This window comes from Chryseobacterium artocarpi, assembly GCF_001684975.1.
GTDB lineage: Bacteria > Bacteroidota > Bacteroidia > Flavobacteriales > Weeksellaceae > Chryseobacterium > Chryseobacterium artocarpi.
This window is the reverse complement of the sequence record NZ_MAYH01000023.1, coordinates 584,758-609,289: the sequence shown is the minus strand read 5'-3', so window position 1 is coordinate 609,289 and position 24,532 is coordinate 584,758. Positions and strand designations below refer to the sequence as shown.

Here is a 24,532-nt window from a genome sequence, read left to right as displayed (position 1 = left end):
TATCCGCAAAATCCACGTGAGACAATATTCACTAGGAGTGGGCTTTAGCCCGCTCAAAAGAAAAATAAAAACCCATTGGCTTTAGCCAAATAAAAAAGCTATCCTCATCTAAGAGAATAGCTTTTATTGTATACTGTTTTCTGTAATTACTTGATGATTCTGTCAAGTACCCATTCAATAAGTTTTTTCTCAGAATTATGGTGGTCTGCAGAGAATTCTCCACGTCTTCTGTTAGCAATTACATTATTTACAGTAATCGCTTTGTGACCTAATAATTTTGAAAGAGCATAGATTGCAGACGTTTCCATTTCGAAGTTGGTTACTCCAAGATCGTTCAATGTTTCCAGGAATTTATCATCCACAGCCTTTAGACGAAGCTGTCTTCCCTGTGGAGCATAGAATCCTGGGAAAGTAGCTGTATTTCCGTGGTATTTTGCATCCTTATAATATTCACCCATTTCTTCAGCCCAGTCTGCGAAATAAAGCATTGGTTTGATTTTTTCGTAAGGGAATTTTTCCATAAAACTTCTTGAGAAATCATTCTCGAAGTTATAATCCTGATAGAAATGCATTAAACCGTCTAATCCTACTACGTTTTGAGTGACAAGCATATTGTCAACCTGTACGTCCGGATTTACACTGCCACAAGTTCCCATACGGAATAATTCAAGGGCTTTGTGTTCCGTTTTAAACTCTTTGTTTTGAAGATCAATGTTTACCAAAGCATCCAGCTCGTTCATTACGATATCAATGTTCTCTGTTCCGATACCTGTTGACATTACTGTAATTCTTTCTCCACGAAGAGTTCCTGTGTGAGTGTAAAACTCTCTTTTATTCTTTTTAATTTCTACAGTATCAAAATATTTTGAAACCTTTGCCACTCTGTCCGGGTCACCCACAAGGATGATTTTGTCAGCAATATCTTCAGGTAAAAGATTCAAGTGATATACACTTCCGTCTTCATTCAGAACAAGTTCTGAAGCAGCAAGTTTGTTTAGCATAATTTATATTTTTATTGTTTTTAATTAATGAAAATTATCTCTCTATAAGGAGAAACCAAAGCTGATTTAATGATTTTTTATTGGCGATGTGATTTCTTGGAAATGACTATTGATTAAATTCCAAAATTATTCCTGACTTCTATTTTTCTGTTGAATAAATTCAATAAAAGGAAGAAAACCTGCCTTAACAGCAAATAATAACTTTATTTTCATAATACTATTTTAGTTTGATGTGTTGAATTTAATTAAAATAATCCTCTCCCAATAACCTTTCCCCATTATTTTACTGGTATTTCAGAATAAACCGTTCTTCTAAGAATAATGAATTTGATTTCGGGGTTTAAAATTAGTGAAAAATTATTGTACAGGAAATATAAACATTATTTAATCTGCTATTAAAATTAGGATAATATTTGATTAATAGTTTTGCCGCTAAAAATTCATGAGATCTTATCCACTGCTTATTGTTGCCCTTCTTATAGGATTTGCAGTAATGTCTTTTAATCCTGTTTATAAAGGAAAAGAAAGTGAGAATACATTTATTAATAAAGGTTTATCTGACTTTAAAACAAAGCTTGAACAATTAAAATCAGATGTACATCAGTTTTCCGAAGACCGTATCTCTCTTGAAGAATTACAAAAATCACTCAGCAATACCAGAAAATCCTTTAAAGAAATAGAGTTTTATATAGCCTATCATTATCCTGAATTTACTAAAACTCATCTTAACGCGGCTCCTTTATTTCATATTGAAGCGGCAGGAACCTCGGCTTACACACTTCCCCCGGAAGGATTACAGGTATTGGATGAATTGATCTTCTCAGAAGAAGCTGCCGATGAAAAAGAAAAGATAAAAACCATTACAGACTTTTTATATAACAGCTATTCAGGGTTTTATTTAAGTGCGATAAAAAACGGATTAAGCAAAGGAAATAATAAAACATTACCACTGCGAATAGAGCTGATCAGAATATACAGTCTTGGAGTAACAGGTTTTGATACTCCGGGTTCTCTTAACATCTCAGAAGAAGCCAGTCATGCTCTTTCAGGGATGAGAAAGTACATTAATGATGATTCCTATTTTAAAAATTATAATACCCAAAAAGCAAATCAGATCTTAACGGAATCTATTGATTATCTTTCAAAGAACAAAGATTTTGAATCTTTCGACCGAATTGAATTTTATAAAAAATACATTCAGCCTTTATATGAAGAATTGGGGAAATGGGATGGAAGACCTGATGATCTGAAAGAATTTTCAGGTTGGAATGTGAATAACAAAGATTTTTTCAGCAGCGATTTTCTGGATCCGTATTTCTATACTTTACTGAAATCTTCAGAGGATAACCCAGATCTTCGTAACCTTGGGAAATCAATTTTTTATGATCAGAATTTAAGTGGTAACGGAAAAATGAGTTGTGCTACCTGCCATCTGCCTGAGAATGCTTTTACCGACCTTAAAGCGAAATCACAGAGTAATGTGGAGGGAAAAACTGTTTTGAGAAACTCTCCATCTTTGTATAATGCTGTTTTTGCCAAAAGATTTTTCTATGATCTCCGCGCTTTTTACCTTGAACAGCAGGCTGAACATGTTATTTATAATGAAGAAGAGTTTAATACAAGCTACGAAAGCATTATTCAGAAATTGAAAACAAAACCTGAATATAAAAAAGCATTCCGTACTGCCTTTAAAGACGGAAAAATCAGTAAAGAGAATTTTTCAAAAGCTTTAAGTTCATATGTAGCTTCATTATATTCTTTTGAGAGTGATTTTGACCGTTTCATGAGAAATGAAAAGAATGTTTCCGATGAGGTGAAAAAAGGGTTCAATCTGTTTATGGGAAAAGCGAATTGTGCAACCTGCCATTTTGCACCTCATTTTTCAGGTCTGGTACCTCCTTTTTTTAATGAAAATGAATCTGAAGTGTTGGGAGTGACAACAAAGCCAATCAGACAGCTTCCAGTAGAACTTGATCAGGATCTTGGAAGAGGAAACAGCCCAGTGAAAAAAGAAAAATCATGGATCTACGATTACTCATTTAAAACGGTGACGGTTAGGAATATAGCGCTTACAAAACCTTATTTCCATAACGGAGCTTTTAATACACTAGAAGAGGTTCTTGATTTCTACAATGAAGGTGGAGGAGAAGGCTTAGGATTAAAAATGAAAAACCAAACGCTTGCCCCTGATAAATTAAACCTTACACAGACTGAAATGAATCAGATTATCGCCTTTTTGAATGCTCTTACAGATGTGAGTAAAGGGAAGTAAAGGATCAGGATACGAGGTACGAGATTCAGGGTTCTGAGTTACTGCGGTTTTTTGTGTGCGAGAAATTCAGTAGGAACCATATATAGTTTCAATAAAAACAGGCTCAATTCTGCAAGTAACGTAGATCAAATTTACATTACTTGTAGAATTGAGCCTGAAGTTGTATTAAGGATACACTCAGAGATTATGTAATAGCCACTAATTTACGAATGAAATTTCTTTTGCCTTAGTGGGTGTGATTGGTTTTGAATCATCATCAGATATAATAAAGATGAGTACAAAGAGAAATATAAAATAATTACACTTTCTCTTCCTCAAAATATCGCATCCCGCAACTCGTATCCCGAACTCTCAATCATTTAACATAAAGTTAATCCCCTTAACATTCGGTTTTAAATTAATTAATATTTCCATAATTATAATTAAAATCCTATTAACAGACGAAAAGCCTTAAAAAAATAGATTTGCAAAGTCTAATAAATCAAAATTAAAATGAAGAAAAAACTACTAACAATTGGAGCTTTGGCTCTGCTTGCAACTTCTGGTATCAAGGCGCAGCAAACTATCTTATTTGATAAAGGTGCATCTTGGAGCTACAAAGACAACAATCAGGCAGAACCGGATGCCTGGAAAACAAAAACCTACGATATTTCAACCTGGGCGGTTGGAAACGGACCATTAGGATACGGAGATCCTGTAACTACTACTATTAATTCAGGGCTTTATGCTGCTTATTTCGCTAAAGACATCAACGTAGACCTTGCCACTCTTTCTGATAATATGGAACTTGGAGTAATGAGAGATGATGGTATCGTAGTATATCTAAACGGGGAAGAAGTGGTAAGAGATAATATGCCTGCGGGTAACATTACTTTTAACACATTCTCAAGTACTATTGTTGATGGTGCGGCAGAAAATGTATACAATACTTTCTCTATTCCAAAATCAAAATTCGTAAACGGAACGAACCGAATTTCTATCGAATTACATAACAGAAGTTTAACCAGTTCAGACCTTAGAATTGATGCGTATCTGAAGACACCTTCCAATGTAACGCCACCAATCGTAAACTGTAACGGAACTCATATCAGCTGCTTTACTTCAATTGTTCCTACTGCACAAACAAATAAACTGATCATCCCTGCGGAACATAAATATCAGCTTATCTTAAAAGAAGGAGATAATTATACAGAAGGAGGAGGCTTAGTAGGAGGGCAAAACGATTTCACAGGATACGTAGGAAAAGCAGGAAGCAGCACAAACGGATATCTTTCTGTAAACCACGAAACCAATCCTGGCGGAGTTACGATGGCGGAGATCAATTATAACCCGTCTTCAAAACTTTGGCAATTGACAAAATCAAGAGCAGTAAGTTTTTCAGATCCTAGCTTGGTGCAGACAATCAGAAACTGTTCAGGAGGAATTACTCCTTGGGGAACTATAGTGACGGCAGAAGAATCTGTTACTTCTAACGATATAAATGGTGACGGATATAAAGATTACGGATGGCTTGTAGAAATTGATCCTGCTACAGCTCAGGTTGTTTCTAAAAACCCTGACGGTTCTAAAGGTAAACTTTGGCAGATGGGAATCATGAACCATGAGAACGTAGTGATTAACAGCACAGGAACTGTAGCATATTACGGTGAAGATGGAGGTACTCATATGGTATACAAATATGTAATGGATACTCCAAACAATCTTTCTTCAGGAACCCTTTATGTATTAAAATTGGATCAGGGATTAACACCTGCAGGTGATCCGGCTGGGACTACTGCAACATGGATTGAAGTTCCGAATAAAGAAAAAGCAGATCAAAATAATACAGCCAACCTAGCCTTTTCTAGAGGAGGTACAAAATTCAATGGAGTAGAAGATGTGGATATAAGCCCATTGGACGGGAAAATTTACTTTACAGCAAAAGGATTAGACAGAGTTTACCGTTTAAAAGATGACGGAACAACAGCTTCACAGGTAGAAACTTTCGTAGGTGTAGGTTCTACGGTATATTCATTCAATACCCCTCAGGGAGCTAAAACAGAAGCTTGGGGAGATGGAAATGATAACCTTACGTTTGATGAGCTTGGAAACCTTTGGGTACTTCAGGATGGTGGTAAAAACTATATCTGGGTAATTGCTCCGGATCACACACAGGCAAACCCTAAAGTAAGATTATTTGCTTCTATGCCGGCAGGATCTGAACCTACAGGTTTGACATTTACTCCAGATCATAAATTTGGATTCTTCTCTATTCAGCACCCTGATGCTACAATTTCTACAGATGTTGATGCTACAGGAAATACAATTGATTACAGAGGAAAATCAGCAACGATAGTTATTGCTCTTAAATCAAATCTTGGAACAGAAAGTTCTCTTGGAACTATTGAAAACAAAGCAGCAGAAAATACAGTAACTGTAGCTCCAAACCCTACTTCAGGAATTGTGAAAATCAATTCTGCAAAAGGATTGAAAGATATTTCAGTAACTGCTTACAGTATGGACGGAAAAATCGTGTTTACTAAAAAATTCAATGGTACAAACAAAGCTTTGGATCTTGATTTTACGCAACAATTGGAAGGATCTCGTGCCTTAATATTAAATATTGAAGCAGAAGGAGGTTTCCAGAAGACCGTAAAACTTTTAAAGAAATAAACTATTTATAATTCAGTCTGTCGGTAGCTTTTGTTATCGGCAGACATTTTCTATTGATGAAGTTGCCATCATTGGCAAATACTAATACTCATTAAGAGGTTGCAATTACATATAACCTTTTAAAAACGTTAAACATTTTCATATGAAAAAACTTTTCCTGCTGATTTCCATGGTGGCGCTGGCTGAGGTTAACGCGCAGATTGATCCCGTTAAATATCCTACATTTACAAATATTGAAGACGCTTTGAATAGTAAAAAAGCCGTTTACAGTATGAGTTTCAGAGAAAAAGGATTATTTAACCTGCCTCCTAAGATTGTAAAGCTGGATTCTTTGTTCTTCTTAAATATTATGGCAAATAAACTCGAGAAAATGGATCGTGAGTTATTTGAATTAAAAGAACTTGAGTATTTAAATGTAAACGAAAACAGTATCAAATACATACCTGATGAAATAAGTAAGCTTACCAAACTAACCTCTTTTTCCATGAATCTGAATAGTTTGACAAGCATTAATCCAAATTTTTCAAAACTTCAGAACTTAAAGGTAGCCCTTTTTGATGCCAACAATCTGAATACCTTTCCAGAAGCATTAATGGAAATTCCCGCATTAGAAGAAATCAATTTGCAGGGTAATCAGATCAGTTTCATTGCAGACCGATTAGAGAAGATCAAAAATCTGAAATTTTTAAATCTTTCCAACAACCAGATCAATGACATTGGAAACCTGTCATTTCCCAAAAATATAAAATATCTTGAATTACAACAGAACGCCATTACAAAGCTTCCTGAAAACCTTTTCAAAGCTCAGCAGCTTGAATTCCTTAATGTAAGTGATAATAATATCGCAGAAATTTCATCCGGAATAAAAGGATTGAAAAATATAGTCAGTATCAACCTTGCTAACAATAATATAAAAGATATTCCTGTAGAAATCAGTCAGTTGAAAAATCTCAAAACCTTGATTCTTACAGGAAATCCTATAGAAAAATCTAAAATTGAAAAATTAAAAACTTTGTTGCCGGAAGCCCGGGTCTATTTCTAGTCCTATCCGCCAACACGTTTGGTTTTATAACCCATATCTTTAAGGATAGTCATTATTTTATCACGGTTATCCCCCTGAATGATAATCGTTCCATCCTTCTCAGAACCGCCTATCCCTAAGGTGGTTTTTATTTTCTTTGATATTTTTTTAAGGTCCTCTTCACTCCCTTCCCAACCTTCAACAATAGTTACAGGTTTACCATTTCTTCCTTTTTTTTCAAATTTGCACACCAATGGCTCTTTCTGCTTGAATTCTTCTTCAGGCATTTCAAAATCCTGTTCTTCATGTTCAGGAAAAAGATTCTTCAATTGATCACGTAAGTCCATAGAGCAAAATTAAAAAAGAATTATGGAATTATAGAATAAATACTTTCAAAATTATACAACCCTTTCATTTACTTATTATATAACAGACTTTTCTTTTAGTTAAAAATATTTTTTTTAAACTTAAATTATATCCCTGTTTTTCATATTTTAGCTCGCTAATTTTTAAAACTGATATGAAAACCAAAATTATTCTACCAGCCTTATTTCTGGCTTTCGGAATTACAAATGCTCAAACAGGTTTTTCTGGAGACCCGCTTCATGCAGTCTTTGAAACAAAAGACTCAGACAGCTTCTGGAAAGCATTCGATAAAATGGAAACTTCAAAGCAAAACCCTTTTGCAGATTATGTGAAAGATGGAACTGCCGGAGTTCAGGGGTTTATGAAAAACAGAATCATCAATGCAGATTCATTATACTCAGTAGTAAAAAGAAGAAAAGAAGATTACCTTAAAAGCCGTAATGTATTAGCTGGAATCAATCAAAAGGAAAAAAGAACAAGAGCAAGTTACACTGCTTTAAAATATTGGTATCCTGAAGCCAAATTTCCGCCTGTATATTTTGTATACGGAAGATTTAATTCAGGTGGAACTATTTCTAAAGACGGAATCATTATCGGAACAGAAAAACTGGCAAATCTTGATGGGATTGTGCCCCTTATTGCTCATGAGCTGATCCATTTCCAGCAAGAAAATGTAGGGAAGGATATTCTGATAAAATATGTTTTAAAAGAAGGAAGTGCCGATTTTATCAGTGAACTGATTTCAGGAGATACTACAAATACAAGTACACCATACTACCAATATGGCGCAGCTCATTCTGATAAATTATACAGAGAATTTGTAACGGCATTGAAAACGGCTGATTCTATAGACTGGCTTTACGGAACCAGCAAAAAAGATGACCGTCCTAATGACTTAGGGTATTGGATGGGATATAAAATTACAGAAGCCTATTTCAATAAACAGACAGATAAACATAAAGCCATCCACGATATTTTAAACATTTCCGATCCTTTATTATTCTTAAAAGAAAGTGGTTTCTTAGATACCTATATAAAAGAGTACACAAAGAAAAATAATATGAAATTTGACGATTTTTTTAAAGGATAGAATAGTCTTTTAAATAATGTTAGACAGTTTATAAGTCTGCGAAATCAGCAAGATCTGTGGGAGAAATATAACTCACAGATTATGCAGATGACGCAGATTTTTTCATTTTATGTTGAATACATAAAAATCAGAACTTCAAATTCGTCTATTCATCGGAAATTCGATAAATTTGTATACTAAAGTTTTACAAAATGTCAAAAAAAGCAATATTAGCAATCCTTGACGGATGGGGACTGGGAACAAACCCTGAAGTTTCTGCAATAGACAAAGCCAATACACCATTTATAGATAGCTGTTATCAAAAATTTCCACACACTACCCTTGAAGCAAGCGGATTAGCTGTAGGTCTTCCGGCAGGACAGATGGGGAACTCTGAAGTAGGACACATGAACCTTGGAGCCGGAAGAGTAGTTTACCAAAACCTGGTAAAACTGAATATGGCAGTTGAAAACGGAACCTTGGGGCAGGAAAAAGTAATTCAGGACGCTTTTGAATACGCTAAAAGAGAAAATAAAAAAGTCCATTTCATCGGATTGGTTTCCAATGGAGGAGTTCACTCCCATATCAATCACTTAAAAGGTTTATTAACCGCTGCTAAAGAATTCGGTTTAGATGAAAACGTTTTTGTACACGCATTTACAGACGGAAGAGACTGTGATCCACATTCAGGATTAGGTTTCATTGAAGAGCTTCAGAATCATATGGAAGCAACTACCGGAAAACTTGCTACTGTTGTAGGCAGATACTACGCGATGGACAGAGATAAAAGATGGGAACGTGTAAAACTAGCTTATGATGCTCTTGTAGAAGGAGTAGGGCTTGAAACCACAGATGCTTTAGCTGCCATTAAAGATTCATATGATAATAATGTAACGGATGAATTCCTTAAGCCAATTATTTTAGTAAATACCACGGCTACAGGGAATGTTGTACCGGTAGCAAAAATCATTGACAATGATGTGGTGATCTGTTTCAATTTCCGTACAGACAGAGGTAGAGAAATTACAGAAGTTCTTTCTCAGAAAGATTTCCCTGAGTATTCTATGAAGAAACTGAACCTTAACTATATTACATTAACCAATTATGACAAGACATTCCAGAATGTTCAGGTTGTTTTTGACGAAAATGTATTAACGGAAACAATGGGTGAAGTTCTTGAAAAGAATGGAAAAACTCAGATCAGAATTGCTGAAACTGAAAAATATCCCCATGTTACTTTCTTCTTTTCGGGTGGTAGAGAAGAAGAATTCAACGGAGAGAAAAGGCTTTTATGCCCAAGTCCAAAAGATGTTCCTACCTACGATTTAAAACCTGAAATGTCAGCATACGATATCACTAATGCCATTGTACCGGAATTGGAGAACGGAACAGCTGATTTTGTATGCTTAAACTTTGCGAATACAGATATGGTGGGGCATACAGGAGTATTTGAAGCCGCAGTGAAAGCCGCAGAAACTGTAGATGCATGTATCGAAAAAGTAGCTACTGCAGCCTATGAAAACGGATATGCTGTATTCATTCTTGCTGACCACGGAAATTCGGATGTCATGCTGAATCCTGATGGAACACCGAATACTCAGCACTCAACAAATTTAGTTCCTTTCATCGTAATGGATAAAGACCATACATGGAACTTAAAACCAGGAAAACTGGGCGATGTAGCCCCTACAATCCTTAGTGTAATGGGCGTTGAAATACCAAATGCAATGACAGGAGATATTTTAGTTAACTAAAATTCAATAATATTGTTAAAAAAATGCCGTTATAGTTATATATCGGCATTTTTTTATGATTTATGTCAGATAAGGTATGAGTTGCATACTTTATTATGCGTTAAATAATAAATAAATCATATCTTTGCTAATTAAAAACTGAATATAAAAATGTATCAAAAGCTTGTTAGGAAAGAAGTAATGGGAATATTGGAAAAGGAAGTAGGTTCTTTTCTTGATAAATTTTTAACGCCTATTGAAAAAATTTGGCAGCCTTCAGATTATCTACCAGATCCTTCAAGCGAAGAATTTAAACATGATTTAGAAGAAATTCAGACTTTTGCCCGTGAAATGCCTTATGATCTGTTTGTAACATTGATCGGAGACTGTATCACTGAAGAAGCACTTCCTTCTTATGAGTCTTGGTTAATGGGAGTTGACGGAATTAATCAGGAAGAAAAAGTAGGTTGGGCTAACTGGGTGAGAGCCTGGACAGCAGAAGAAAACAGACACGGAGATTTATTAAACAAATATCTTTATCTGTGCGGTAGAGTAAATATGAGAGAAGTGGAGATCACTACTCAATATCTGATCAATGATGGTTTCGATCTTGGAACAAGTATGGATCCTTACAGAAACTTTATCTATACAAGTTTCCAGGAAACGGCTACCAATATCTCTCACAGAAGAGTAGGAACATTGGCAAAACAATCAGGAAACGGAAAATTAGCTAAAATGTGTGGTGTAATTGCGGCTGATGAAGCAAGGCACGCAAAAGCTTATAAGCATTTCGTAGCTAAAATCCTTGAAATAGACCCATCAGAAATGATTCTTGCATTCGAAGATATGATGCGTAAAAAGATCGTAATGCCGGCTCACCTGATGAGACAGTCAGGTCAGAAAGCAGGGGAACTTTGGGGGCATTTTTCAGATGCAGCGCAAAGATGTATGGTGTATACAGGTCAGGATTATATCAATATCATGAAAGATCTGTTGGATGAATGGAAGATTGAGCACGTAAAAGGTCTTACAGAAAAAGCAGAAAAAGCTCAGGAATATCTGATGAAACTTCCTGCAAGACTACAGAAGATCACAGACAGAGTTTCTACTCCGGATCTTCAGTTCCAGTTTAGCTGGGTTAAGAGCTAGTAGCCCATATTATTATTTTAAATTATAAAAGTATTGAGTGCCTTTCTTTTTGGCACTCTTTTTTATTTCTTATCTTTGCAAAGCTAAAAAAAGAACAAAATGTTAAATAATAAAAAGATTGCTGTTGACTTTGACGGAACTATTGTTGATGATGCTTACCCGGGAATCGGAAAGGCAAAGATCTTCGCTTTCGAGACCTTGAAAAGATTACAGGCAGAAGGGTACAGGCTTATTCTTTGGACATACAGACACGGAAAAACGTTAGATGAAGCAGTAGAATTCTGTAAAAAGAACGGCATTGAATTTTATGCTGTAAACTCAAGTTTTGAAGGAGAAGTTTTCGATTCTGAAAATCAATCAAGAAAGTTAGATGCAGACTGGTTCATTGATGACAGGAATATTGGTGGATTCCCTGGATGGGGTGAGATCTACAATATTATTCAGGAAAGAATAGAATTCCGTGTAGAAGGAAAAGAAGTTCTTCCTTATTCAAAACTGAAAAAAGAAAAGAAAAAAGGACTTTTCTGGTAGAATAAAAATATAACAATTTAACAGTGTACCAATTTATCAATCTATATTGTTACACTGATACATTAATACATTGGTAAATTAATACAATGATTCAATTAAAAACAATAGACGAACTGCGTCTGATGAAGGAGAGCGCCCGATTGGTTTCTAAAACATTGGGAATGTTGGCAAAAGAAATTAAACCGGGAATTACTACTATATATCTGGATAAATTAGCTCACGATTTTATTAAAGATCATGGAGCTGAACCTGCATTCTTAGGATACGGAGGTTTCCCAAACTCTTTATGTATTTCTCCGAATGAACAGGTAGTTCATGGTTTCCCGAATAATGAAGTGGTAAAAGAAGGAGACGTTCTTTCTGTTGACTGTGGGGTTATTCTTAACGGATTCGTAGGAGATCACGCCTATACTTTCGAGATCGGAGAAGTAAAACCTGAGGTGAAAAAATTATTAAAGGTTGCTAAAGAATCTCTTTACAAAGGTATCGAGCAATGTATCAGAGGAAAAAGAATTGGGGATATTTCTCATGCTATCCAAGCGCATTGTGAAAAAGAAGGATATGGAGTAGTAAGAGAACTTGTAGGACACGGTTTGGGAAGACAGATGCACGAAGATCCACAAGTACCAAACTACGGAAGACAAGGAAGCGGAAAAGTGATCAAAGACGGATTAGCAATTGCTATTGAGCCGATGATCAACTTAGGTACTGAAAAAGTGAAATTCCATAATGATGGATGGACAGTAACTACTTTGGATAACCTTCCATCTGCTCACTTTGAACATGATGTAGCAGTAATCAATGGAAAACCGGTATTGCTTTCAACATTTGACTATGTTTACGAAGCTTTAGGAATCGTAAGTGATGAAGAAAAAGCTTTCCAACTGGACTTTTAATGAAGAAGTTAACGAAACTTTTACTGAATAAAATTCCACGTCCAATGCTTATTAAAATGAGTATTTGGGCGAGACCCCTTATTTATCAGTTCTTTAAAGGAGATCAATTCTTTGACCCGATTGATGGAAGATCATACAGGAAATTCCTGCCTTATGGGTACGGAAAACAAAGGGAAAATGCCCTTTCTCCAGGAACTTTAAGTCTCGAAAGACACCGTCAGATGTGGTTGTATCTTCAGAACGAAACTGATTTTTTTATTAAGAATTATAAAGTACTGCACATTGCTCCTGAACAGGAATTTTTAAGGAAATTCAAGAGAATGAGCAACCTGAATTATATTTCAGCAGATCTTTATTCTCCCATTGTTGATGTTAAAGCTGATATTCTTAATTTACCTTTCGAAGATGAAAGCTTTGATATTATCTTTTGTAATCACGTTCTGGAACATATTCAGGATGATGCAAAAGCAATGAGTGAGCTGTTTAGAGTAATGAAACCCGGCGGATGGGGAATTCTTCAGGTTCCGATGAAAAATTCATTAGAAAAAACCTATGAAGATTTTACAATCACAGATCCTAAAGAACGTCAGAAACATTTCGGGCAATACGACCATGTTCGTTGGTACGGAATGGATTATTTTGACCGTTTGAAAAAAGCAGGTTTTGAAACTGACGTGAATTTCTATTCACAGAAATTTTCACAAGAAGATATTAAAAAGTATGGGCTAAGAAGCAACGAAATCTTACCTTTAGTTTTTAAGAAATAATAAGCCAAAAGAGCTGAAAATATATAAAACAAAACCGTCTTCATTACGAAGGCGGTTTCTTTTTTTTAATATAGATAGAAGTTTATGCGCTTGTTAGTGGGATGAAGACACAGCTTTTAATCCTACAACAGAGCCAATAAGAGTTACAATAAAGAAAACTCTCCAAAAGCTTACAGGATCTTTAAAAAAGATAATTCCCATTAAAGCAGTTCCTACAGCTCCGATTCCTGTCCATACTGCATAAGCAGTACCAATAGGTAACGTTTGTGTTGCTTTTATCAGAAGAAGCATACTGATTGTCATAGTGATCAGGAAACCTGTATACCATAAGTACATTTCAGTTCCTGATGTTTCTTTTGCCTTTCCCAGGCACGATGCGAAGGCAACTTCAAATAGTCCTGCGATAACTAATATGATCCAATTCATTGTTAAATTTTTCTACTGCAAATTTCAGAATTTCAAAGGAGAAAAAATTTTACAATTGTTAAAAAATGATATTTTAGTAAGGAAGTCGGAGGCTGGAAGAGGAAAGTTGTGGTAGTCCGAATAATTTTTTTATCAATGAATATTTAGACTGGGAGCTGTTGTCTATTTACTTTTCTTTAAAGAAGCCATCATCAATATAAACATGGTATAGATTGTAATATCAATAGGAGCGGACTTTAGTCCGCTTTCAAAATAAATATTTATTCCATTGGCTTTAGCCAAAACCTAAAAAATATAGATATTGAAGGTTAGTATTAGGGATAAAAGTAATTTCATCCTCCATTTACTATACATAAAACACAACATTATTTTATCTCTGCACGGATTCTGCTCAAACTCACCTGAGTAATCCCAAGATAAGAGGCAATATGCCCCAGCTGAACTCTTTTAAGTAAGTCCGGCTGAAATTGTATAATATCTTTATATCGTTCCAGAGAGGTTTTGAATTGTCTTGAAATAATAAGCTCCTCAGATTTTATCATTTCTGCTTCAGCAAGTTTTCTCCCCCAATTGGCAATATGTATATCTTCATTAAAGAGTCTTTTGAGATTTACTGTTTCCAATCTGTACAATTCACAATCTTCGAGCAATTCTATGCTTTCATAGCCAGGTTTATCTTCTACATAGCTTTTCATTGAAAGTACGCACTGACCTTCACTTCCAAACCAAAATGTGATATCATTGTCTGAAGTAGAAGAATAGGCACGTGCAATTCCCTTGCGGATAAAATAAACATAAGGAACAACTTTCTCTGCTTCCATAAGACAATAGCCTTTAGGATGAGAAACCTCTGTAATATACGCTTTTAAGCTATTTTTAGAGGCTTCCGGAAGAATGTAAATGTGGTCAAGAATCTGGTCTATATTCATAAAAGATGAATTCTAAGATTCAAAAATATTAGTTTTAGGTAATGCAATACAAAATTATTTTATGGTTTTTGCGAGAAAGGAAGAAAGAGAATTATCGATCGATGGGTGAGTTTATTAAATGAAGAGCATATTAAGTTTTTGACATTCTTTTACTTACTCATAAAAAATTAGGTTTTAAAACAACTTAAGTGTACTTTTCTATAACATCATTATAGACTTTCTAAAGTGAGCCTAAGTATTAAAAAGTTTTGTAATTTTCTGGTTAAAAAATATAAGTTTAAAACTTCCTCTGAAATCTTCTATAAAGAAAAATAACTCTCTTTTTTCTTTTAAATATCTAGATTAACCGTGAAGACCAATTTTGTTTTACTAACTTTGCAGTTCGTAATATTATTTTTATGCACAAAGCTGGATTTGTAAATATAGTTGGAAAGCCCAATGCCGGGAAATCAACACTTCTTAACCAATTGATGGGTGAGAAGTTGGCGATTGTAACGCAGAAAGCTCAGACAACCCGTCACAGAATTTTTGGTATTTATAATGAAGAAGACCTTCAGATCGTATTTTCTGATACTCCGGGAGTATTGGATCCAAAATATGGGCTGCAGGAAAAAATGATGGATTTTGTAAAGGATTCTCTTCAGGATGCCGATGTTTTTCTTTTTATTGTAGATGTAACAGATAAAGCTGAACCATCAGAATTCTTAATTGATAAATTAAATAAAATTCCTGTTCCTGTACTTTTATTATTAAATAAAGTAGATCAGACTGATCAGGCAGGTCTTGAAACATTGGTAGAAACATGGCATAATAGGATTCCAAAAGCGGAAATCCTACCTATCTCTGCTCTAAATGCTTTTAATACAGAGATTATCTTACCTAAAATAAAATCTTTATTACCTGAAAGCCCACCATACTACGATAAGGATCAATTCACAGATAAGCCTGAAAGATTCTTTGTAAATGAAGCAATTCGTGAGAAAATTCTTTTAAATTACGATAAGGAAATTCCATATTCTGTAGAGGTGGTGACTGAGCAGTTTAAAGAAAAAGAAGGGATTATTTTCATCGATTCTATTATTTATGTAGAAAGAGATACTCAGAAGGGGATTATCATCGGGCATAAAGGAGAAGCTATCAAAAAGGTTGGGACAGATGCAAGATTAGACCTTGAGAAATTCTTTTCAAAGAAGATTCACCTCAATTTATTTGTAAAGGTGAAAAAAGACTGGAGAAAGAATGACAGAGACCTGAAAAATTTTGGATACAGATAAACTAAAAAGGCTGGAATCCCGTTGTATTAAAAGATTTTTATTACCTTAGTCTAAATTTTTTAGTAAATGAACTATAACAATTCAAATTCAAGCTCAATACCTAAAGATATTATTTTATTAGCAGTGAGGGTATTTGTAGGTTTTGCAATGCTTTCTCATGGTTATCCAAAATTCCAGATGTTATTGGCTGGCGGAAAAATTGAATTTTTTGATTTTTTAGGAATGGGTCCCCAGGTTACGCTTATTCTTACAGTACTTGCTGAATTTGTTTGTTCAATCTTACTGATATTAGGACTTTTTACCAGGGTTTCTCTAGGTTTTCTGATCTTTACAATGGTTATTGCCGGATTTGTAGTTCATGGCGCAGATCCTTTTGAAAAAAGAGAAATGAGTCTTATCTATCTTTCTGTGTATCTACTTCTGATGGTGATGGGAGCGGGAAAAGTTTCCGTAGATCATATGATTGAGAGAAGGAAAAGAGCTTCAGACTGGTAAAATATAAATAGATATAAAATAGAACGACACCTCAAAGGTGTCGTTTTCTGTTATTAATAATTACAATGAGGTAAACATTCCCAGATTGGAGAACCATTTTGGTCTTTACCTACTCTGCAAGCCATATATCCTGATTCACATAGCGGAGCACTTCCTCCATTAATCGTTTTCATGTTCTTTTTTGATAATTTTCTTAAATTTTTCATATTATTTTTAATTTGTAAGATAAAAGTAATAAAAAAAGATATTATGACACTTAATAGTGTGTTATTTTTTTAATTTTATAAATCTTTTAAAATTCACTACTTTCGTAGAAAATGAATTTATATGAAGATAAAACTGACAATTTGCCTTTTGGCTTTTCTCAATTTTTATGATGCACAGGAAAATATTACTTATCAAAAACCTTCTGCTGAAATCCTGAAACTGGCAGATTATGAAAGACCACCATCTGTTCTAATGAACAATAAAAAAGATTGGGTAGTTTTTACCTATCGACCAACCTATAAAACACTGGATGATCTTAACCAGCAGGAAATGAAACTTGGTGGATTAAGAATCAACCCGGTAACCAACATAGCCAGTACAACCATTTATTTTAATAATCTTAAAGTAAGAAAGATTTCTGATAAGAATGAAGTTCAGGTTAAAAATTTACCAGCAAATGCTAAGATTGCTCAGCTTTTGTTTTCACCTGACGAAAAGAAACTTGCTTTTACCAATACAACAGATAAAGGAGTAGAGCTATGGATTGTAGACATGGAAACTGCTGCTGCAAAAAAAATTACAGAAGATTTCCTGAATGCTAACATGGGAACTCCATATATCTGGTATAATGATTCACAGAGTCTATTGATCAGGACTCTTCCCAAAAACAGACCGGCATTAATAGATTCCAGTAAAGATCTTCCGACAGGACCTATTGTCTCTACGGCGGATGGAAAAGTTTCTCAAAACAGAACTTATCAGGATCTTTTGAAAAATCCACAGGATGAAAAGAATTTCGAAACTTTAATTACTTCTGAGGTTTATAATGTTGATCTGAACGGAAGCCTTAAAAAAGTAATGAATCAGGATATGTATGCAGGTTTAAGCTTCTCTCCGGATGGAAATTATCTGATGGCATCTGTAATCAAAAAACCATTTTCATATATTGTTCCATTGAATAGATTTCCTATAACAACAACGGTTTATGATACAAAAGGAAATGTTGTAAAAGTTGTAAATGAAGTTCCTTTAACGGAAGTTATGCCGAAAGGTTTTTCATCAGTAAGAAATGGAAAGAGAGATATGATGTGGAGAAGTGATGCGCCGTCAACTTTAGTCTTTGCTGAAGCTCTTGATGGTGGAGATCAGTATAAGCCTGCAGAATACAGAGATGAAATTTTCACTTGGGATGCACCGTTTACTGCTGCACCAAAATCTTTCTTCAAAACAAAACAAAGATTTGATGATGTGAATTGGACGAATGATCATTATGCTGTAGTTTCCGAAGAATGGTATGATACCAGAAATACAAAATCATTCCTGATTGATCTTAACAATGGAGAGTCAAAGATAATTGATGACAGAAATTCTCAGGATGTTTATAGCGATCCAGGAAATTTTAATAAAGTGAAAAACCAATACGGAAAATCTGTTATCGACTTAAAGGGAGGGAAAGCCTATCTGATAGGAGATGGATTTACAAAAGATGGTCAGCATCCGTTTATTGATGAGATGGATATTAAATCTTTAAAGAAAAAAAGACTATATACTTCCAATCTTAAAGGGGCTAAAGAAAGTATCGTAGATATTTTAAATCCTGCAAAAGGAGAGATCCTAACAACGCAGGAGTCTTCAAGCCAATACCCGAACTTCTATAAAAAGAATATAAAATCTAATAAAGCTGAAGCGGTAACTCATTTTGCGAATCCTTTCGAAAGTATTAAGGATGTTTATAAAGAAGTAATTACCTATAAAAGAAATGATGGCGTTACCCTTTCCGGAACACTTTATTTACCTGCTGGATATGACAGAAAAGCAAAGAGTGAAAAGCTTCCGCTTCTGATCTGGGCTTACCCTAGAGAATATAAAGATAAAAATACAGCGGGACAGAATACGCAGAATGACAACGACTTTACTTTCCCGTCTTATGGATCTTTCGTATACTGGACGACTAAAGGATATGCCGTATTAGATCATGCCGCATTCCCGATTATTGGTGAAGGAAAAACAGAGCCGAATGATACATTCATCACTCAATTGGTAGCCAATGCAGATGCTGCTATTAACGCGGTAGATCAGCTGGGATACATTAATAAAAAGAAAGTGGCTGTAGGTGGGCACTCTTATGGTGCATTTATGACCGCTAATCTTTTGACACACTCCAACCTTTTTGCGTGTGGTATTGCAAGAAGTGGTGCTTATAACAGAACTTTGACGCCATTTGGATTCCAGACTGAGCAAAGAAACTATTGGGACGTGCCGGAGATTTATAATACAATGTCTCCGTTTATGAATGCGGACAAAATGAAAACTCCATTACTACTTATTCATGGTGATGCAGATAACAATCCGGGAACTTTCACCCTACAGACTGAGAGATATTTCCAGGCTTTGAAAAACCTTGGTGCCCCTGTAAGAATGGTTCTTCTTCCAAAAGAATCACATGGATATCAGGCGAAAGAGAATATTTTCCACGTTTTATGGGAGCAGGATCAGTTCCTTGAAAAATGTTTAAAGAAATAAATTTGAAAGGCTGTCTCACATTTGAAGCAGCCTTTTTTTATAGAATTAGTGTTGAAATTTGATTCAACTTGAATGATTAAAGAAATTTTAAAATTTCATCAATACTTTTCAGTTCCATAAAATTTTCATGCTCCAGATTTACATCATGCTGTTCATGGCTCCAGGTAACATGGTAGGGAATATGAGCTGCTGATCCTCCGATTTCTAATACGGGTAAAATATCTGATTTAATGGAATTTCCAAGCATCAGGAAGTTCTCCGGCTGGCAATCCAGATGTTTTAATAACTTCTTGTAATCATTTTCCTTTTTGTCGCTCATAATTTCAATATGATGGAAATACTCCTGCAAACCAGAATTCTTCAGCTTACGTTCCTGATCCAGCAAATCGCCTTTTGTGGCTACAACCAGCCTGTATTTTCCTTTTAAGCTTTCCAGTGTTTCAGTAACCCCATCCAGTAACTCAATAGGCTTCTGAAGAAGTTCCTGTCCTAGTTCAATTGCTTTATTCACCAGTTGTAAAGATGCAGTATTGTTGGTAACTCTGCTTATGGTTTCAATCATACAAAGCATGAATCCTTTTACGCCATAACCATATAAATGAAGGTTTTGCATTTCTGTCTTAAACAATTCCTGAGATACGGAATGCTGTGGAAGATAATCTTCAAGGAGTTTACAAAATTCTTTTTCGGCTTCCTGGAAGTAAGGTTCGTTAATCCAAAGTGTATCATCTGCATCAAAAGCAAGAGTAGTAATATGATTATTCATTTTAGTTTTGTAAATTTCTGATTCAAATTTCAACATAATAAATAAAACAGAAAAGGACAATTGTCCCGAATATATATGTTAAGGACCAACCAATCATTTTTAACCTATCTTGAAGAGCTTTATCATCAACAAAACGGAAAAAATATTATCCTGGAATCATTTTCTAAAGGACAAAAGCTATTGATTCAGGATCACTCTGTTTCTAAAGTGATGCTGATTAAAGAAGGAATTACGAAATGCTACTTTGAAGAAGAAAACGGAAAAGAATATATCGTTGAGTTTCTAGGAAGCGGCGAAATCCTTGGTGAAGTAGAATTAATTAAAAATATTCCTTGTTTGTGTGGCATTGAAGCGCTTACCGAAGTTGTTGTCTATACTATAAGTTTATCATATTTTAATGAGTTGATTCAAAAAGATCTTATCCTCAATAACTTATTGTTAAACTCCTTTGCAGAACGTATTATCAATACTTCTAGCAGAGCTTCTTATCAACAGTTGTATACAGTAGAACATACCCTTACACAATTGCTTAAAATGCAGTCTAAACAGAATATCCAGATTTCAAAAGAAGATATGGCTGCATACCTTGGAATTGCGGTAAGAAGTTTAAACAGGATTCTGAAGGATCTACAATGAGGATTGTTGGAAAACACTAAGATGCAAAAAATATCTGCAATTTATTTATCTATAATATATTCTATAATATATTCTATGTGATAAAAATTAAACTGATATAAACCACATAGCAACATAGGTTTTAGCCATTAATATATTATTCGTGAATTCATGCACAATAATATCCAGTATTCAATTTTATCGTAGATAAAATCTTTGCGCCTTAAAAATATCCACTCCTAAAATACAATTGCGCCTTTGCGTATTCCAATATACATGGAATTGTTTGTTTTTTTTGTGTTTTAGTGTTATTTTACTGGGGTGCGTTTGAGTTTTGTTTTAAAAATGATATAATTTACATAAAATAAATAGGGTGTTTTAGAAATTTATTATTTTTGCATTGTAAATATTGAACTTGATCTACATGGGAAATTTAAAATTCAGGAACGCAGAATTAGCCGATTTAAATAAAATTGTAGCCATCTACAATTCAACCATTGCTTCAAGAATGGTGACTGCAGACGTAGAAGAAGTTTCTGTAGAAAGCAAGGAAAAATGGTTTCATGAGCATAATCCACAAACAAGACCACTTTGGATAGTAGAAGATTCTGATAGAGAGATTGTAGGATGGGTAAGCTTCAGTTCATTCCATGAAAGACCTGCTTACAGTGGAACGGTGGAAGTGAGTATTTATCTGGATGAAAGCTCCAGAGGTAAAGGCTATGGTAAAACAATCCTTCAATATTGCATTGAGAATGCCGGAAAATTTGGAGTCAATAATCTGGTAGCCCTTATTTTTCTTCATAACGAACCGAGTTTGAAATTATTCAGACATTTTGGGTTTGAAGATTGGGGGACGCTTCCGGATGTAGCTGTTTTGGATGGTATTGAACGAAGTCTGAAGATTTTAGGGAAAAGAATTAAATAAAATATAAAAGGTTATCTCGTTTTGAATAGCCTTTTTCTTTACAGTTGCTTAAAAGTCTCTCGCAGATTGAGCAGATTACGCAGATGCTTATGATGAATGTAGATTTATGTAAGTATGAATTCTTATAAAGTCTAAGTATATAGAATTCAATATGAATAGGCTTTAGCCCATTCATAACTTGTATTAAAATCTGCGTAATCTGCTAAATCTGTGAGAAAAATAAAAGGCTGCCTCCATAGAAACAGCCTTTTGAATATTATACATTCTGCTTAATTCGCTTTGCAGACATATTCAGGAATCGTTTAACCAGGAAAACAGCAGAGACTGTTAATCCTAATCCGAGAGCTATCCACATTCCGAAAGCGCCCATTTCTAATGTTACACAGAAGAAATATCCCAAAGGAATGGTTATAACCCAATATGCAATAAAGGTATAAATAGATGGAATTTTAACATCCTGTAAACCTCTTAGCATTCCTAAAGCTGTTACCTGAATTCCGTCAGAAAGCTGGAATAAAGCAGCAATAATCATCAGTTTTGAAGCAAGAGCAATGACTTCTACTTCTTCCTTTTTTGTGAAAAATGTAGGAAGTATATTTCTTCCAAGAATAAAGATCAATCCGCAGATACACATAAAGATAAAAGCTATCTTTAAATTATTGATCCCGACTTTTCTTAATTCAACAAAGTTTTGCTCACCTAGTTTTCTTCCAATCATTACCGTAGAAGCTACACTGAACCCAACGCAAAGGTTGAAGGTAAAGGAAGCCATACTTAATGCGATCTGGTGAGAGGCAATATCATGTGCAGAGATCAATCCGCAGATAAATGCAGCTCCGGCAAAAGCAGTTACCTCAAAGAACATTTGTAAAGCTGTAGGTAATCCTAATTTTACCATTTTATCAAACATTGCTTTTGAAAAATTTTGAACTTTCAATGAGAAATCCTTGATATATCGTCTTGTTCTTTTTTCTTTAAGCAATACAAAATAAAGGAAAACCACCATGAAAATTCTGGAAATCAGAGTTGCTAATGCAGACCCTTTTACCCCCATTGGCGGAATTCCCCAAAGTCCTTTTATGAAAACATAGTTTAAAGCGATATTGATAATATTCGCAATAATAGTAGCTTTGGTAACCCCAATAGTGTAAGATAATCCTTCTGAAACTTCACGAAGCGTCTGGAAAGCCATAATTGGAATCATACTGACTACCATTATACTTAAAAAGTCTACCGTATCAGGAATGATCTTAGCTGGTTGTCCGGAATGATAGAGTAGTGGCATCCCTAAAAATAAGACTACCATAAGAATAATCCCTACCAGCATATTAATAACAAAACCATGACTGAATACTGAATTAATAGTATCGTGATCCTGTTTTGAGTGTGCCTCCGAAACTAATGGAGGTATTGCAAATGAAAATCCAAGTGCAAGTACGAAAATGGAGAAAAATACGGCATTCCCCAATGAGACAGATGCTAACGCGTCAGCACCTAAAAGTTTTCCGACAATAATATTGTCAAATAAATTTACTGAAACTTGCCCTACCTGGGTGAGCATCACAGGCAGAGCCAAAGTCAGGCATTCTTTTGTGTAGTTTTTGTTTAAAAAATTCATAATATTTTAAGATTCATATAGTTTATAATTCAAAATAGTTCAAAAAAAAAGATTTGCAGTGTAGTTACTGCAAATCTTATATATTGTAAATAATAGGTTTATTATTTCCTTACAAAACTTGCAACGTCATCAGCAGAAACAGTATTTCCACCAAGAATAATTAATCTTTCAACAACATTCCTTAATTCTCTGATATTTCCAGTCCATGAAAGAGCTTTTAAAGCATCAATAGCCTTATCATCAAACTTTTTCATAGCAGTACCATGCTCATCAGCAATCATACCTGAAAAATGCTCAACCAATAATTTAATGTCTTCTTTTCTTTCATCCAATGGTGGAACATAGATTTCAATTACAGAAAGCCTGTGGTAAAGGTCTTCTCTGAATTTACCTTCCTCAATCTCCTTCTGCATATTTTTATTAGTTGCTGCAATTACTCTTACATCAACTTTGATTTCTTTATCACTTCCTACAGGAGAAACTTTGCTTTCCTGAAGCGCTCTTAATACTTTAGCCTGAGCGATAAGACTCATATCACCAATCTCGTCAAGGAAAATAGTTCCTCCGTTAGCCTGTTCAAATTTTCCCTGCTTATCCTTGATAGCACCAGTAAAAGACCCTTTTACGTGTCCGAAAAGTTCAGATTCAATAAGTTCAGATGGGATAGCGGCACAGTTTACCTCTACCATTGGACCTCTTGCGCGATCACTTTGGTTGTGAATAGCATGCGCTACCAGCTCTTTTCCTGCACCATTTGGTCCTGTAATCAAAACTCTTGCATCAGAAACAGCTACCTTTTCGATCATATCCTGAATCTTTTTCAGACCTGCAGATTCACCGATCATTTGGTATTTTTTGTTTACTTTTTTCTTTAGAGTTTTATTTTCAGTCTGAAGATTTTTGTTTTCTTTTTTCAAAGTTTCTTTAACCAAAGCATTTTTCACACTGGTAATCAGTCTGTTGATGTCAATTGGTTTAGAAATGAAATCATATGCACCCTCTTTCAAGCAGGAAACGGCAGAATCAATGTCTGCGTGACCTGAGATCATGATAAAAGTTGTTTCAGGCTTTAAGACAAGACTTTGTTTTAAAAGTTCAGTTCCTGAAAGTTTAGGCATTTTGATATCAGAAATCACCAGTGCGAAATCTTCTTTTTCTACCTGTTTGTAACCTTCAAGGCCGTCTTCGGCGATAACAAATTCATAATCTGTAAGTTCATCAGACAGAATACTGTGAAGTACTCCCGAGATTGCTTTTTCGTCTTCTACTATAAGGATTTTTTGCATAGTCGCAA

The 24,532-nt window shown here is 34.8% G+C and carries 22 protein-coding genes; 14 read left to right on the top strand and 8 right to left on the bottom strand.

Going from position 1 to position 24,532, the window contains the following annotated elements; genetic code table 11:
- Window positions 1–146 precede the first annotated feature (146 nt).
- Entirely contained in the window at window positions 147–1,001 is an 855-nt protein-coding gene (locus BBI01_RS10810) for a nucleoside phosphorylase (protein ID WP_065394667.1), read from the bottom strand.
- 442 nt (window positions 1,002–1,443) lie between these two features.
- Here BBI01_RS10810 and BBI01_RS10805 point away from each other — a divergent pair, with 442 nt between their 5' ends.
- The 3 genes from BBI01_RS10805 (at window position 1,444) to BBI01_RS10795 (ending at window position 6,967) form a co-directional block, all read left to right on the top strand.
- The gene (locus tag BBI01_RS10805) at window positions 1,444–3,273 is read left to right on the top strand and encodes a cytochrome-c peroxidase (RefSeq protein WP_065394666.1); all 1,830 of its coding nucleotides are present in this window, start codon (window positions 1,444–1,446) and stop codon (window positions 3,271–3,273) included.
- Window positions 3,274–3,765: 492 nt separating this feature from the next.
- A complete protein-coding gene (locus BBI01_RS10800) occupies window positions 3,766–5,925 on the top strand; it encodes an alkaline phosphatase PhoX (RefSeq protein WP_065394665.1) in 2,160 nt (719 codons plus the stop codon).
- A 142-nt stretch (window positions 5,926–6,067) separates the two neighbouring features.
- Window positions 6,068–6,967, top strand: a complete 900-nt coding sequence (locus BBI01_RS10795) for a leucine-rich repeat domain-containing protein (RefSeq protein WP_065394664.1) — start codon at window positions 6,068–6,070, stop codon at window positions 6,965–6,967.
- Window positions 6,968–6,969: 2 nt separating this feature from the next.
- Here BBI01_RS10795 and BBI01_RS10790 read toward each other — a convergent pair whose 3' ends face one another.
- On the bottom strand, window positions 6,970–7,293 hold the full coding sequence (locus BBI01_RS10790) for a translation initiation factor (RefSeq protein WP_047483177.1): 324 nt from the start codon (window positions 7,291–7,293) through the stop codon (window positions 6,970–6,972).
- A 173-nt stretch (window positions 7,294–7,466) separates the two neighbouring features.
- Here BBI01_RS10790 and BBI01_RS10785 point away from each other — a divergent pair, with 173 nt between their 5' ends.
- From BBI01_RS10785 to BBI01_RS10760, 6 genes are all read left to right on the top strand, one after another.
- On the top strand, window positions 7,467–8,402 hold the full coding sequence (locus BBI01_RS10785) for a DUF2268 domain-containing putative Zn-dependent protease (protein WP_065394663.1): 936 nt from the start codon (window positions 7,467–7,469) through the stop codon (window positions 8,400–8,402).
- Between the two features lie 191 nt (window positions 8,403–8,593).
- A complete protein-coding gene (gpmI, locus tag BBI01_RS10780) occupies window positions 8,594–10,135 on the top strand; it encodes a 2,3-bisphosphoglycerate-independent phosphoglycerate mutase (RefSeq protein WP_065394662.1) in 1,542 nt (513 codons plus the stop codon).
- Between the two features lie 150 nt (window positions 10,136–10,285).
- Window positions 10,286–11,263 (top strand): acyl-ACP desaturase, encoded by a 978-nt coding sequence (locus BBI01_RS10775; RefSeq protein WP_065394661.1) that lies wholly within the window; start codon window positions 10,286–10,288, stop codon window positions 11,261–11,263.
- A 99-nt stretch (window positions 11,264–11,362) separates the two neighbouring features.
- On the top strand, window positions 11,363–11,794 hold the full coding sequence (locus tag BBI01_RS10770; RefSeq protein ID WP_065394660.1) for a BT0820 family HAD-type phosphatase: 432 nt from the start codon (window positions 11,363–11,365) through the stop codon (window positions 11,792–11,794).
- Window positions 11,795–11,880: 86 nt separating this feature from the next.
- The gene (gene map / locus BBI01_RS10765) at window positions 11,881–12,690 is read left to right on the top strand and encodes a type I methionyl aminopeptidase (RefSeq protein ID WP_065394659.1); all 810 of its coding nucleotides are present in this window, start codon (window positions 11,881–11,883) and stop codon (window positions 12,688–12,690) included.
- The gene (locus BBI01_RS10760) at window positions 12,690–13,457 is read left to right on the top strand and encodes a class I SAM-dependent methyltransferase (protein WP_065394658.1); all 768 of its coding nucleotides are present in this window, start codon (window positions 12,690–12,692) and stop codon (window positions 13,455–13,457) included. The genes map and BBI01_RS10760 overlap by 1 nt, the downstream gene beginning before the upstream one ends.
- 93 nt (window positions 13,458–13,550) lie before the next feature.
- On the opposite strand, the gene BBI01_RS10755 is transcribed toward BBI01_RS10760, so the two are convergent.
- Both BBI01_RS10755 and BBI01_RS10750 read right to left on the bottom strand, forming a co-directional pair.
- Window positions 13,551–13,883 carry a DMT family transporter gene (locus BBI01_RS10755; RefSeq protein WP_045496196.1) on the bottom strand — a complete coding sequence of 111 codons (333 nt, stop codon included), beginning with the start codon at window positions 13,881–13,883 and terminating at the stop codon, window positions 13,551–13,553.
- A 365-nt stretch (window positions 13,884–14,248) separates the two neighbouring features.
- Window positions 14,249–14,812, bottom strand: a complete 564-nt coding sequence (locus BBI01_RS10750; RefSeq protein ID WP_065394657.1) for a Crp/Fnr family transcriptional regulator — start codon at window positions 14,810–14,812, stop codon at window positions 14,249–14,251.
- A gap of 398 nt (window positions 14,813–15,210) precedes the next feature.
- On the opposite strand from BBI01_RS10750, the gene era reads away from it, so the two are divergent.
- Together era and BBI01_RS10740 are read left to right on the top strand one after the other, a co-directional pair.
- Entirely contained in the window at window positions 15,211–16,086 is an 876-nt protein-coding gene (era, locus tag BBI01_RS10745) for a GTPase Era (RefSeq protein WP_065394656.1), read from the top strand.
- 66 nt (window positions 16,087–16,152) lie between these two features.
- On the top strand, window positions 16,153–16,581 hold the full coding sequence (locus BBI01_RS10740; protein WP_065394655.1) for a DoxX family protein: 429 nt from the start codon (window positions 16,153–16,155) through the stop codon (window positions 16,579–16,581).
- Window positions 16,582–16,634: 53 nt separating this feature from the next.
- Here the strand turns inward: BBI01_RS10740 and BBI01_RS22800 are convergent, their stop codons facing one another.
- Entirely contained in the window at window positions 16,635–16,787 is a 153-nt protein-coding gene (locus BBI01_RS22800) for a bacteriocin-like protein (protein WP_165602237.1), read from the bottom strand.
- A gap of 121 nt (window positions 16,788–16,908) precedes the next feature.
- Here BBI01_RS22800 and BBI01_RS10735 point away from each other — a divergent pair, with 121 nt between their 5' ends.
- Window positions 16,909–19,311 (top strand): alpha/beta hydrolase family protein, encoded by a 2,403-nt coding sequence (locus BBI01_RS10735; RefSeq protein ID WP_185114350.1) that lies wholly within the window; start codon window positions 16,909–16,911, stop codon window positions 19,309–19,311.
- Between the two features lie 76 nt (window positions 19,312–19,387).
- Here BBI01_RS10735 and BBI01_RS10730 read toward each other — a convergent pair whose 3' ends face one another.
- Window positions 19,388–20,077, bottom strand: a complete 690-nt coding sequence (locus BBI01_RS10730; protein ID WP_065394835.1) for an HAD family hydrolase — start codon at window positions 20,075–20,077, stop codon at window positions 19,388–19,390.
- Window positions 20,078–20,152: 75 nt separating this feature from the next.
- Between BBI01_RS10730 and BBI01_RS10725 the strand changes: the two genes are divergently transcribed.
- Window positions 20,153–20,713: a Crp/Fnr family transcriptional regulator gene (locus tag BBI01_RS10725; protein WP_065394654.1), complete on the top strand. Its 561-nt coding sequence runs from the start codon at window positions 20,153–20,155 to the stop codon at window positions 20,711–20,713.
- Between the two features lie 403 nt (window positions 20,714–21,116).
- Window positions 21,117–21,620, top strand: coding sequence for a GNAT family N-acetyltransferase (locus tag BBI01_RS10720; RefSeq protein ID WP_065394653.1), 504 nt, complete (start codon window positions 21,117–21,119; stop codon window positions 21,618–21,620).
- Between the two features lie 256 nt (window positions 21,621–21,876).
- On the opposite strand, the gene BBI01_RS10715 is transcribed toward BBI01_RS10720, so the two are convergent.
- Window positions 21,877–23,238 (bottom strand): MATE family efflux transporter, encoded by a 1,362-nt coding sequence (locus BBI01_RS10715; protein ID WP_065394652.1) that lies wholly within the window; start codon window positions 23,236–23,238, stop codon window positions 21,877–21,879.
- A gap of 101 nt (window positions 23,239–23,339) precedes the next feature.
- Window positions 23,340–24,524, bottom strand: coding sequence for a sigma-54-dependent transcriptional regulator (locus BBI01_RS10710; RefSeq protein WP_065394651.1), 1,185 nt, complete (start codon window positions 24,522–24,524; stop codon window positions 23,340–23,342).
- Window positions 24,525–24,532 lie beyond the last annotated feature (8 nt).